Origin of the sequence: Parvibaculum lavamentivorans DS-1 (assembly GCF_000017565.1) — a bacterium.
Lineage (GTDB): Bacteria > Pseudomonadota > Alphaproteobacteria > Parvibaculales > Parvibaculaceae > Parvibaculum > Parvibaculum lavamentivorans.
In genome coordinates this window covers 2,600,070-2,611,486 of record NC_009719.1, presented here as the reverse complement: position 1 = coordinate 2,611,486, position 11,417 = coordinate 2,600,070, and the positions used below count along the sequence as shown (strand labels likewise).

10 protein-coding genes and 1 other RNA gene are annotated in these 11,417 nt (G+C 63.7%); 1 reads left to right on the top strand and 10 read right to left on the bottom strand.

The window, feature by feature from the left end; translation table 11 throughout:
• Nucleotides 1-4 precede the first annotated feature (4 nt).
• The 8 genes from mraY to rnpB all read right to left on the bottom strand — a co-directional run bounded on the left by mraY (nt 5) and on the right by rnpB (nt 8,444).
• Nucleotides 5-1,093 carry a phospho-N-acetylmuramoyl-pentapeptide-transferase gene (gene mraY / locus PLAV_RS12250; protein ID WP_012111336.1) on the bottom strand — a complete coding sequence of 363 codons (1,089 nt, stop codon included), beginning with the start codon at nt 1,091-1,093 and terminating at the stop codon, nt 5-7.
• Nucleotides 1,093-2,532: a UDP-N-acetylmuramoylalanyl-D-glutamyl-2,6-diaminopimelate--D-alanyl-D-alanine ligase gene (locus tag PLAV_RS12245; protein WP_012111335.1), complete on the bottom strand. Its 1,440-nt coding sequence runs from the start codon at nt 2,530-2,532 to the stop codon at nt 1,093-1,095. The genes mraY and PLAV_RS12245 overlap by 1 nt, the downstream gene beginning before the upstream one ends.
• Nucleotides 2,529-3,995 carry a UDP-N-acetylmuramoyl-L-alanyl-D-glutamate--2,6-diaminopimelate ligase gene (locus PLAV_RS12240; protein ID WP_245545149.1) on the bottom strand — a complete coding sequence of 489 codons (1,467 nt, stop codon included), beginning with the start codon at nt 3,993-3,995 and terminating at the stop codon, nt 2,529-2,531. Before PLAV_RS12240 ends, PLAV_RS12245 begins: the two co-directional genes overlap by 4 nt.
• A 51-nt stretch (nt 3,996-4,046) precedes the next feature.
• Nucleotides 4,047-5,810 (bottom strand): peptidoglycan D,D-transpeptidase FtsI family protein, encoded by a 1,764-nt coding sequence (locus PLAV_RS12235; RefSeq protein WP_012111333.1) that lies wholly within the window; start codon nt 5,808-5,810, stop codon nt 4,047-4,049.
• Entirely contained in the window at nt 5,807-6,178 is a 372-nt protein-coding gene (ftsL, locus tag PLAV_RS12230; RefSeq protein ID WP_012111332.1) for a cell division protein FtsL, read from the bottom strand. The genes PLAV_RS12235 and ftsL overlap by 4 nt, the downstream gene beginning before the upstream one ends.
• Nucleotides 6,175-7,194 carry a 16S rRNA (cytosine(1402)-N(4))-methyltransferase RsmH gene (rsmH, locus tag PLAV_RS12225; RefSeq protein ID WP_012111331.1) on the bottom strand — a complete coding sequence of 340 codons (1,020 nt, stop codon included), beginning with the start codon at nt 7,192-7,194 and terminating at the stop codon, nt 6,175-6,177. The genes ftsL and rsmH overlap by 4 nt, the downstream gene beginning before the upstream one ends.
• On the bottom strand, nt 7,191-7,676 hold the full coding sequence (locus PLAV_RS12220; protein ID WP_012111330.1) for a division/cell wall cluster transcriptional repressor MraZ: 486 nt from the start codon (nt 7,674-7,676) through the stop codon (nt 7,191-7,193). The genes rsmH and PLAV_RS12220 overlap by 4 nt, the downstream gene beginning before the upstream one ends.
• Before the next feature lie 396 nt (nt 7,677-8,072).
• Nucleotides 8,073-8,444: RNase P RNA component class A (rnpB, locus tag PLAV_RS19180), an RNA gene on the bottom strand.
• Nucleotides 8,445-8,549: 105 nt separating this feature from the next.
• On the opposite strand from rnpB, the gene PLAV_RS12215 reads away from it, so the two are divergent.
• Nucleotides 8,550-9,512, top strand: coding sequence for a quinone oxidoreductase family protein (locus PLAV_RS12215; protein WP_012111329.1), 963 nt, complete (start codon nt 8,550-8,552; stop codon nt 9,510-9,512).
• On the opposite strand, the gene PLAV_RS12210 is transcribed toward PLAV_RS12215, so the two are convergent.
• Together PLAV_RS12210 and PLAV_RS12205 are read right to left on the bottom strand one after the other, a co-directional pair.
• Nucleotides 9,509-10,252 carry a peptidoglycan recognition protein family protein gene (locus PLAV_RS12210; protein WP_012111328.1) on the bottom strand — a complete coding sequence of 248 codons (744 nt, stop codon included), beginning with the start codon at nt 10,250-10,252 and terminating at the stop codon, nt 9,509-9,511. The two genes, PLAV_RS12215 and PLAV_RS12210, sit on opposite strands and share 4 nt — an antisense overlap.
• Nucleotides 10,252-11,118, bottom strand: a complete 867-nt coding sequence (locus PLAV_RS12205; protein WP_012111327.1) for a DMT family transporter — start codon at nt 11,116-11,118, stop codon at nt 10,252-10,254. The genes PLAV_RS12210 and PLAV_RS12205 overlap by 1 nt, the downstream gene beginning before the upstream one ends.
• Between the last annotated feature and the right edge of the window lie 299 nt (nt 11,119-11,417).

Sequence of the window (11,417 nt, the reverse complement as noted above, 5' to 3'; positions counted from 1 at the left end):
GTCCTCACCTCAACTTCAATGTGGCGAGGCCCGCCATGGCGAGCACGACGGAGATGATCCAGAAGCGCACGACGACGGTCGGTTCCGCCCAGCCCTTCTGTTCGAAATGATGATGCAGCGGCGCCATCCGGAAGACGCGCTTGCCGGTTAGCTTGAACGATGCCACCTGCACGATGACCGACACCGCTTCGAGCACGAAAAGCCCGCCGATGATTGCCAGTACCAGCTCGTGCTTCGCCGCCACCGCAATCGCGCCGAGCGCGCCGCCAAGCGCAAGCGAGCCCGTGTCGCCCATGAACACCATGGCGGGCGGCGCGTTGTACCAGAGGAAACCGAGCCCCGCCCCGATCAGCGCCCCGCAGAAGACCGCAAGCTCGCCCGTCCCCGGCACGAAATGGATCTGCAGGTAATCCGCGAACACCGCATTGCCGACGAGATAGACGATAAGCCCGAGAGACGCCGCCGCGATCATCACCGGCACGATGGCAAGCCCGTCGAGCCCGTCGGTTAGGTTCACCGCATTGGACGATCCGACGATCACCAGCGCGCCGAAGAGAAAGAAAAATCCGCCAAGCTCGATCAACAGCGTTTTGAAGAACGGCACCGTCAGCGCCGTCTGCAGCGGCTCGCTCGACACAAGCACCAGCGCCCACATCGCGATCAGCGCAATCACGAATTCGAAAAAGAGCTTCACGCGGCCAGGCACGCCTTTCGGCGAAATCTTCGAAACCTTCAGATAGTCGTCTGCAAAACCCACCGCGCCGAAGCCGAGCGTCACGAAGAGAACGATCCAGACATAGCGGTTGCTCCAGTCCGCCCACAGCAGCACCGAGGGAACGAGCCCGACGAGAATGAGAAAGCCGCCCATCGTCGGCGTGCCCTGCTTCTGGATGATATGGGTCTGCGGCCCGTCCTCGCGGATCGGCTGGCCGCGCCGCTGCTTGGCCTTCAGCAGAGCGATGATGCGCGGCCCGAACAGGAAGCTGATGAGCAGCGCCGTCACCGTCGCGCCGCCGGTGCGGAAGGTGATGTAGCGAAAGACATTGAGTGCCTGAATGTCGCCCGCCATGCCGCCGAGAAGATCGTAGAGCATCAGTTCGTCCCCCTGTTGCGCCGAATGCTCTCGCCCTCGTCATCGCCCAGCCCCCTGAGCAGATCGACAAGCGGCCCCATGCGGGAACCGAGAGACCCCTTCACCATCACCACATCGCCCGGCTCCACCGCGTCGCGGAGCAACGGCCCGAGCTCGGCGGATGTTTCCGCGTATGCGCCTTGCGCCGCCGCCGGCAGCGCCTTGTAGAGTTCGCGCATATGCGGCCCGCAGGCGAAAACGAGATCGATGCCGGCCTCGCGCACCGCATCGGCAAGCCCGCGATGCATCTCGATCGACGTCTCGCCGATCTCCAGCATGTCGCCCATAACGGCGATGCGGCGGCCATTGCCCTCCGGCTTCGCCCGTCCGAGCGCGTCGAGCGCCGCACGCATCGACACCGGATTGGCGTTGTAGCTTTCATCCACCAGCGTGAACTGTCCGAGCGGCGCTGAAACGATGTGCCGCTCGCCGCGCCCCTTCGGTGCCTTGAGGCTTGCCATGGCCAGCGCCGCCATCGCCAGGTCGGCCTCCAGCGCATGTACGCAGGCAAGCATCGCTAGACTGTTCATCACGATGTGGCGGCCCGGCACGGCCAGCTTGTAGGTCACCTTCTGCCCGCAGATCGTCGCCGACACGCAGGAGCAGTCTTCCTTCAGCGCCGCTTTCTCCAGCCGTGCATCCGCTTCTTCATGTTCGCCGAATGAAATGATCCGTCCGGCCCCGCTCTTTTCCGCTTTCGCGCGCAGCCGCTCGTAATGCGGATTATCGCGATTGAGAATAGCGACGCCGCCCTTCTGCAAACCGTCGAAAATCTCGCCCTTCGCATCGGCGATCTGCTCGACAGAGTCGAAAAATTCCATATGCACCGCTTCGACCGTCGTGATCAGCGACACGAAAGGTTCGACAAGCTTCGATAGCGGCGTGATCTCGCCGGGATGGTTCATCCCCACTTCGAATATGCCGAAGCGCGTTGCTGCCGGCATCCGCGCGAGGGAAAGCGGCACACCCCAGAGATTGTTGTAGGAAGCGGCGGAGGCATGCGTCGCCCCCTGCTCGGAAAGAATGAGCTTCAGCGCCTCTTTCGTCCCCGTCTTGCCGACGCTGCCGGTCACGGCAACGACCTTCGCCTTTGTCCGGGCCCGCGCCGCCCGGCCAAGCGCGTTCAAGGCCGCCAGCGTGTCGGTCACGATGACAAGCGGCCCCGCCGCGCGCATCGCTTCCGTCGGCGCGCTCACAATGGCTGCTGCCGCGCCCTTCTTCAGCGCGCCTTCCACATAGGCATGGCCATCGGAATTCTCGCCGATGATGGCGACGAAGAGGTCGCCCGCTTCAAGCGTCCGGCTGTCGATGGAAACACCGCTCGCGCTCCACGCCGCGCCTTCTGCCTTTCCGCCCGTCGCGGCCAGCACGTCTTCTTTCGTCCACAGAGGCGCGCTCATGCGGCACCTCCTATTTTCTTCGCTGCCTCGCGGATCGCCTCATGGTCGGAGAACGGCAGCACCTTGTCGCCGACGATCTGCCCGGTCTCATGGCCTTTCCCCGCCACCACGAGAACGTCGCCCGGCTGCAGCGCCCGCATCGCCGTTTCGATGGCCGCTGCCCTGTCGCCGATCTCGATCGCCCCCGGACAGCCTTTGAGCACGGCCGCGCGGATTGCATCCGCCGCCTCGCTGCGCGGATTGTCGTCGGTCACATATATAATGTCGGCAAGTTTCGCTGCCGCGGCGCCCATCAGCGGCCGCTTGCCTGCGTCCCGGTCGCCGCCGCAGCCGAACACGATGGAAAGCCTTCCCGCCGTATGCGGGCGGATCGCCTCCAGCGCGTTTTCGAGCGCGTCCGGCGTATGGGCGTAATCGATATAGACGGAAGCGCCGTTCGGCAGATGCGCCGCCTCTTCCATCCGCCCCTTTGCGCCCGTCAGCTTCTCGAGCGCCGCGAAAACCTTCTCCGCCGCGCCGCCGCAGCCTATGGCCAGCCCCGCCGCCACCAGCGCGTTCGATGCCTGGAAGCCGCCGACCAGCGGCAGGTTCACGGCATAATTCTTTCCCTCATGCACCAGCTCCAGCGTCTGCCCGCGTGGCGTCGGCCGCGCGGCGGCGAGGAAAATGCCCTTGCCCTTCCGCCCGACGGAGATGATGCGATGCCCGCGCGCCCAGCACACGGCTTCGAATTCAGCATATTGCGCGCTGTCGGCATTGAGCACGGCGATGCCGCCCGGTCCCATCACCTCGCCGAAAAGGCGCAGCTTCGCATAGAGGTAGTCGTCGAAGCTGGTGTGATAGTCCATGTGATCGCGCGTGATATTGGTGAAGCCCGCCGCGCGCAGCTTCACGCCGTCGAGCCTGTATTGTGCAAGCCCGTGGCTCGATGCTTCCATCGCCAGATGCGTCACGCCTTCTTTCGCCAGCGCCGCCAGCTCCGCCTGCAGCGCCACGGGATCGGGCGTTGTATAGCCGAGCGACCGCTCGCCCTTCGCGCTGGTGACGCCAAGCGTGCCGAGGCTTGCCGCCTCTTCGCCGAGCGCGGCCCAGATTTCGCGCAGGAAGGTCGCGATGGATGTCTTGCCGTTGGTTCCCGTCACCGCCGCCACGGTGCGCGGCTGGTCGCCGAAGAATGCGGCCGCCATCAGCGCCAACCGGCGGCGTGGATTGCGATCCGCGATCACCGGCACATTCGCCGCCACCGCCGCATCGAGCGGCACCAGCAGCGCGGCGGCACCTTTTTCGATGGCCTGGGCGATGAATTTCGTTCCGTCGAGCTTCGTGCCGGGCAGCGCCGCGAAGAGATAACCGGGGCGCACCGCGCGGCTGTCCGCCGTCAGGCCGAGTATCTCCGTCGCCCCCCCTTCGGGAAGCGCGGGACCTGACCCCATCAACGCCGCCAACTGCATGTCACCCAACATTCCGTCTATCGTCTCGTCAACTTGCGCCGGTCATTGCCGGCACTTTTCTTCTCACTGTCCGCCCGTCATCGTCTCGAAGGACACAAGCTTCGCCTCCCTCAATCCCTCCGGCAGCGCCTTCGGGGCCGGCCGAATGCCGAGCAGCGGCGCAACGCGCGACACCACGCGCGCCGTTACCGGCGCCGCGTTCCAGCCGGCGGTCGCGTACCCATATGTGTCCTTGGTTGCCTTGGGCTCATCGAACATCACGATCATGGCGTAGCGGGGATCGTTCGCCGGAAAGGCGCTGATGAAGGAAGTGATGAGCTTGTTGCGTGCATAGCGTCCGTTTTCCGGCTTTTCCGCCGTGCCCGTCTTTCCCATCACCGGAAAGCCCGGCACATCCGCCTTCTTGCCCGTGCCCTCGGCAACAACCATCCGCAGCAGACCGCGCATTACGTTGCTCGTTTCCGTCGAGACCACGCGCTCTCCGAGCCGCGGTTCGTTGTGGCGCAGGAAAGTCGGCTTCACCTTGAAGCCGCCATTCACGATGGTCGACACCGCGCTCACTACTTGCAGCGGCGTCACGGCAATGCCGTGGCCGTATGATGTCGTGATCGTGGCAAGCTCGCCCCAGCGCGCGGGCAGCAGCGGCGCCCCCGCCTCCGGCAGCTCGATATCCGGCCGCGTGAGAAGGCCGAAGCGGCCGAGATAGGCCCGGTGCTCCTCGCCGCCGAGCTGCAGGGCGATTTTCGCCGTGCCGATATTCGACGAATGGATGAAGACTTCCGGCACGCTGAGCCAGCGGTTCTCGGCATGGAAATCGTGAATGGTGAAGCGCGCGACCTTCAAGGGCTTCGTCGCGTCGAAGCTGCCATTGAGATCCACCTTGCCGCTGTCCAGCGCGGCAGCAAGCGTCACCGCCTTGAAGACCGAACCCATTTCATAAACGCCGAGCGTCGCCCGGTTGAAACGCGTTTCATCGGGAGACGACATCGGATCGTTCGGATCGAAATCCGGCAGCGAAGTCATGGCCACCACTTCGCCCGTATGCACATCCATGATGACGCCCGCCGCGCCGAGCGCGCTGAATTCCCTCATTGCCTTTTCGAGCTCGTCGCGCAGCGCATGTTGAACATGCAGGTCGAGAGACAGCATGACGGTTGTGCCGCGATCGAAACGCGGCAAGTCGAATTCGTCCCTGCGCGCCAGTTCACGGTCCATGTAGCGTTCGATGCCCGCCGTGCCGCGATTGTCGAGATCGACCATGCCGAGCACGTTGGAGCCCGTCTTGCCGTTCGGATAGACGCGCCGCTTCTCATTGCGGAAGTCGAGGCCAGGCAGGCCGAGATAGTGAACCGCGTATTGCTGCTTCGGCGTAAGGTCGCGCTTCAGCCAGATAAAGGCTTTGCCGGAAGCGAGCTTCCGCGCCACATCCGCCGCGTCGAGGTCGGGAAGCACACTCACAAGCTGTTGCGCCGTTTCCACCGGATCGATCACATAGCGCCCATCCGCAAACAGCGATGCCGTCGCGATATCCGTCGCCATTACCTCGCCATTGCGGTCGACGACATCGGGCCGGTGGATCTGCGTCGGGCCGGCGGCGATGATGGTGCTTTCCATGCTGTTGCCGACGATCGCAAGGCCGACCAGCCGCGCGCCGACCAGCGTGAAACAGGCGACGAAAATCGTGAGCGCGAGAAAAATCCGGCGCTGCGACGGCGTACGGCCGCTCGCGCCCTCGCCCGCTCGCTGCTGGCGCGGCTTGGCGATGGCGTCATAACCGAGCGGCAGGTAGCGTGCGGAAGACCTCGTGTCTGTGCGGCGGCCGATCATCTGACGGTACTCCCTGTCATGCCGGACACGGCAACGCCCGCATAGCCGCCGAGCGGCTGGCGGTTCGACGGCGCATAAAATTCATCCGCCATATGCGGCATCGGTACGTCCTCGAAGGAGCCGATCTGCGCCGCCGTCAGCGGCTTCAGCGCCGAATAGCGCGCGGCAAGCTCCTGCAGCCTTTCGGGCTGGTTCAGATAGCTCCACTCGGCGCGGAGCACACGAATCGCTTCCTGTTCCTTCGCAATCCGCTGCTCGAGCTGGCGCGCCTGCCGGTCGGCGCTCTCGGCGCGATACTTGATGTCGTAGAGACCCACCGATAGGCCGATCACCGCCATGACGAGAAGAAGGTTGATGATGCGGATCATGCGAGGCTCCCATCGAGCGTGGGAACGGCGCGAAAGCCGAGCGCGGCCAGGTCGAGCGGCAGCGCGGGTGCGGCCGTGCGTTCCGCCGCCCTCAGCTTTGCGGAACGCGCGCGGACATTGATCTCGACTTCCTCTTCCGATGCCTTCATCGCCTTGTGCGCGATTTCGCGGAAAGACGGTGCCACTTCGTCGCGTTCCGGCATGTAGCGGTTGGCCCGGCCTGCCCGCCCCGTCCGCGCCGTGAGGAAGCGCTTCACGATCCGGTCTTCGAGCGAATGAAAGGCAACGACGGCAAGCCGGCCGCCCTCATGCAGCAGGTCTTCCGCGCCGGAGAGCCCGCGTGCGAGCTCGCCCAGTTCGTCATTCACGAAGATGCGCAGCGCCTGGAAGGTCCGTGTCGCGGGGTGAATACGGTCCTGCGGCTTGCGGTGGATGACACTGGCGACAAGATCTGCAAGCTCGAGCGTGCGGTGGAGTTCCGCCGTCTGCCGTGCCGCCACGATGGCGCGCGCCACCGCCCGCGCCCGCTTCTCCTCGCCATAGACGGCGATGATGCGCGCGAGATCGGCTTCGTCGAAATGATTGACCACATCGGCGGCGGAAGGCCCCTCGCCGCCCATGCGCATGTCGAGCGGCCCGTCCTGCTGGAACGAGAAGCCCCGCTCCGCCTGGTCGAGCTGCATCGACGAAACGCCGATATCGAGCACCACACCGTCGACCGTGCCATGACCGAGTTCGCGAACGAGGCGCTTCATGTCGCCGAAGCGGCCTTCGATCAGCGTCAGCCGGCCGGCGAATTCGGTTGCGAGCGCGCGGCCGCGAAGGATCGCCGTCGGGTCGCGGTCGATCGCCAGCACCGCGCAATCGGCCGAGCCGAGGATCGCGCGCGTATAGCCGCCCGCGCCGAAAGTGCCGTCTACATATACGCCGCCATCGCGGGGCTTCAGCACATCGAGCACATCGGCCAGCATCACCGGGATATGGGGGGAGGCGCTGTTCTGGCCGTTATCGCTCATCGGCCGCCCCCGCCCTCAGGTCGCAGGGAAGCTTGTGTTGATTTCAGCAATTCGCGGAAGCCCGGAACCCGTTTCTGCGCCTCGACCGCAAAGGCCGCATAAGCGCCGGGTTCCCAGATCTGGAAGCGCGGGCCGGCACCGACGAAAACCACCTCATCGGTGAGCCCGGCCAGTTCGCGCAGATTGTCCGGCAGGTTCACGCGTCCATCCGCGTCGAACATCAGCTCCGCGCTCTCGCCGAGCAGCACGGAGGCAAGCATGTCGCGCTCCTCGGAGAACGGGTCCAGCCGGTCGAGCATTCGGTCGATTTCTTCGGAAAAGGCGGGGCCGCAGCCCTCGATGAACTTGCCCTCGCTCAACGGCGGAAAGCAGATGATCCCGTTGAGTCCCTGGGCGATCGAGACGGCACGAAACTTCGCAGGAACGGAAACGCGTCCCTTCGAGTCGATCTTGTTCGTGTAACGCCCCCGGAACGAGTTCATCGTCCGACTACTCCCTCTATCGGACCGCCCCCTGCCATGGAGCGTCCATTGTCCGCGGGACCGGCAGGTGCCATTCGGGGCAGCATGGCCGTTTACGGGACATCATGGGATAGCATGGGATACTATGGGCGTCAACGGGAAAGCCTAGTATTTTCGCGGTTTTGCGCGCCATTCGACATGCTTAACAGGTCGTTAAAATTGCAAATACTTTGAGAACATAAATAGAACATTCATCTGCTTCAATACTCGCTTCGTGCCAGTCCGGGACGCCGCCTCCCCCTCGCCACTACATCCTCCTCCACCCGGCACGATCCGGCGCGCGTCACGCGTTGCTCCTTCCACGTTTCCCCTCAAAACGTGTTTGTGACAGTTTGATGACAGTTCAATGACAGAGAAGGTGTCAGATGGCCTGTAAGCCGGGTTCTGTGCCCTTGCGGGCGATGGCCATTCATCTGGGACGCCCGTTGCCGGACGCCTCGAGCAACCAACCCGGGCGGCGGCCCGGAAACGGGTTGTCAGGCTAAATGCCTGAAATGCCGCCCCTATTTGGTTTTGCTCCCGGTGGGGTTTGCCGTGCCGCGTCCGTTACCGTCCGCGCGGTGCGCTCTTACCGCACCCTTTCACCCTTACCGGCCCCGAAGGACCGGCGGTTTGCTTTCTGTGGCACTTTCCCTGAGGTCGCCCCCGCCGGCCATTAACCGGCACCGTGTTTCCGTGGAGCCCGGACTTTCCTCTGCGCTTGCACGCAGCGGCCATCCGGCCATCTGACGGAGTGGAAATGGGCCTAAAAGGCGCGTAGGTCAAGGCTATTGCGATTGCCGCCGCCCGTACCGATATGGGGCAGGACAGAAACTCAGTACCGGGAGAAACAAAATGAAAGCTGCGGTCTATTACGAGAACGGTCCGCCGAGCGTATTGAAATACGAGGACGTGCCCGACCCCGAATGCCTGCCTCAGGGCATCGTCATCAAGGTCGAAGCCGTCAGCATCGAAGGCGGCGATACGCTGAACCGCGCGCGCGGCGAACTCGCCTCGAAGCCCCACATCGTCGGCTACCAGGCGGCCGGCACGATCGTCGAAGTCGGCGCCGAGGTCACGCATCTGAAGCCCGGCCAGCGCGTCACCACCGTCAACATGCACGGCTCTCACGCGGAACTGCGCTCGGTCTTCGCCCGCACCGCATGGGTCGTCCCCGACAACATGGACATTCGTGAAGCGGCGGCGATTCCCGTCCCCTTCGGCACGGCACATGATTGCCTCTTCGAATTCGGACGCCTGCAGCCCGGCGAAACCGTTCTCGTGCAGGCAGGCGCCGGAGCCGTCGGCCTGGCCGCGATCCAGATCGCAAAAAGAGCCGGCGCCACCGTCATCGCAACGGCATCGAGCGACGAACGGCTCGAAAGCCTGAAGAAATACGGCATGGACCACGGTATCAACTACAAGACGCAGGACCTGGTCGCCGAAGCAAAACGCCTCACCGACAATCGCGGCGTGAACCTCGTCGTCGATCCCGTCGGCGGCTCGACCCTCCAGAAGTCGATCCTCGCCCTTGGCTATCGGGGCCGCATCTCGATGGTCGGCAATGCCGGCCGCGAAGAAATGCGCGTCGACGTCTCAACCATGATGGGCGGCAATCAGTCCCTGTCCGGCGTCTTCCTTGGCGCCGAAATTTTCAGCGACCGCGTGCACGACAACATCCAGAAACTGATCGACGACATTGCAAAGGGCGAACTGAAAGTCGTCCTCGACAAGTCCTTTCCGTTGAAGGAAGCCGCCGCCGCTCATGAATATATCGAGAGCCGTCAGGCTATCGGACGCGTCACATTGATCCCTTAAGCGAGGGACTTCACGGCCTCGAGAAGCCGGCGGAGCGTGGTGACGGTGGAAACATCCGCCACCCCGTCGACTTTTTGAGGACGGAAGTGACGCTGAAATGCCGTCACGACAGCCTTCGTCGCTTCGTCGTACCGGCCAAGCACTTCAAGCCCGTAGCCGTAATCGGCGAGCAGATATTGCAACTCCGCAACCGTGTCTCCACGGTCTCCCTCGCGAAGAACGGGTCCTTCTCCGACAGGCTCCGGTTCGACCCAGACACCCACGCCAGCACGCGCGAGCCTTGCCCAGTCGAACCATTCGCCCGGGTCCGCCTTTCGCGCCGGCGCGATATCCGAATGGGCGAGCACGCGCCGCGCCTGTATCGGATGGCGGGAAAGAATTTCAAGCGAAAGGGCTTCCACCGCTTTCATCTGCGCTTCGGGATAAGGCGGACAGCCGAAATCATGCCCGCCATTGACGATCTCGATGCCGATCGAACATCCGTTGATATCGGTCTCGCCTGCCCAGTTGCCGACACCCGCATGCCAGGCGCGCAGATGCTCCGGCACCATGCGTGTGACCGCTCCATCCTCATCGACGAGATAATGTGCGGAGACCTTCGCCGCCGCATCGCATAGCCGCGAGGCCGCGGCCTCGCCGCTTTCCATGCCGGTATAATGCAGCAGCAGAATATCGACAGCGCGGCCCGCCGGCCGCTCGTTGAAATTGGGTGAAGGCCGCTCCGTGCAAGGAATGTGCATCAGGGTCCCGTAGCCACAATCCGCTTCTGTCTTATCGACACGATCAGAACGCCGGTCAGGGCGACCAGCGCGCCGACCAGCATACGCGACGTGAGCACTTCGCCAAGGAGCATAACCGCGAAAAACACCGTAAACACGGGCGACAGCAGCGTGAGTGGCGCCGTCTGCGTCACCTCGTAGCGTTGCAGCAGGTAGTAGATGCCCGCATGACCGACAAGGCTGGACGCGAAGGCGACGTAAAAGACGCCCGCCCAATCCAGCAGATCGGCCGTGAGAACGAGCCCAAGGAGATCGCGCTCAAAGATCGCCGAGGCGCCGAGCATGAGGGGCGCCGCCGCAATCGCGATCCATGCCTGCAACTCGAAAACGCCGACATTCTTCAACTGGCGCTGGAAGATGGTGCTGACCGAGCCGACCAGGGCGGAAGCGACGACGAACAGAAGTCCGTCGATATAGGTGAAGACGGCGGGATCGAAGCTGATGATCATGACGCCGAGGAACGAGAGCGAGATACCGAGCCAGCGCCGCCAGTGGACCTGCTCCTTCAGGAAGAAGATCGACATGATGGTGGCAAAAGGCACGCCGAGCTGGCTGGTGACGGCGACGACGGAGGCATTGGACAGCGCAAGGCCGACAAAGAAAAAACCGAACCCGACAGGCCCCGCGCAAAGCGCGATGATGATGACCTCTTTCATCCGTCCACGATGTATCTTCAGGAACGGAAACAGCACCAGCACGATCAGCGTGAAGCGCAACGCCGCGAAGAGCAGCGGCGGAAAATGGTCGAGCGAGACCTTCGCCGCAATGAGCGCGAAACCCCAGATCAGGTTGATGAGGACCATGAAGCCCAGATGGAGGGGGGTCATCGCGAATCCATGTCTTTCCGGCGGCTCCGTCCGGCCGGCGCCTTGCGGCCCGTTGTTAGCGCAGGCGCAGGCCCACGCATAGGGCGGAAGAGAGAAAAAAGGGGGTCAGGCTCGGTGCGGCGCGCAGGCGCCGCGCGGGGATAAATACCCCGTTTGCGGCCGACTGTCATCAAACTGCAATCGAACCGTCATAAAGAGCAACACCCGGAATTAGGGTGCCCTTTTCCCGGCCCTGTTTCCCGGAAAACTTGTCCCCGCCGCCCCCGGAAAACGCGATATCCCCGGCCTTTGAAAACGAG

Excerpts from the sequence above, each read along its gene's own strand:
- mraY (WP_012111336.1), bottom strand. The coding sequence starts at position 1,093 with ATGCTCTACGATCTTCTCGGCGGCATGGCGGGCGACATTCAGGCACTC.
- PLAV_RS12245 (WP_012111335.1), bottom strand. The coding sequence starts at position 2,532 with ATGAGCGCGCCTCTGTGGACGAAAGAAGACGTGCTGGCCGCGACGGGC.
- PLAV_RS12240 (WP_245545149.1), bottom strand. The coding sequence starts at position 3,995 with ATGTTGGGTGACATGCAGTTGGCGGCGTTGATGGGGTCAGGTCCCGCG.
- PLAV_RS12235 (WP_012111333.1), bottom strand. The coding sequence starts at position 5,810 with ATGATCGGCCGCCGCACAGACACGAGGTCTTCCGCACGCTACCTGCCG.
- ftsL (WP_012111332.1), bottom strand. The coding sequence starts at position 6,178 with ATGATCCGCATCATCAACCTTCTTCTCGTCATGGCGGTGATCGGCCTA.
- rsmH (WP_012111331.1), bottom strand. The coding sequence starts at position 7,194 with ATGAGCGATAACGGCCAGAACAGCGCCTCCCCCCATATCCCGGTGATG.
- PLAV_RS12220 (WP_012111330.1), bottom strand. The coding sequence starts at position 7,676 with ATGAACTCGTTCCGGGGGCGTTACACGAACAAGATCGACTCGAAGGGA.
- PLAV_RS12215 (WP_012111329.1), top strand. The coding sequence starts at position 8,550 with ATGAAAGCTGCGGTCTATTACGAGAACGGTCCGCCGAGCGTATTGAAA.
- PLAV_RS12210 (WP_012111328.1), bottom strand. The coding sequence starts at position 10,252 with ATGCACATTCCTTGCACGGAGCGGCCTTCACCCAATTTCAACGAGCGG.
- PLAV_RS12205 (WP_012111327.1), bottom strand. The coding sequence starts at position 11,118 with ATGACCCCCCTCCATCTGGGCTTCATGGTCCTCATCAACCTGATCTGG.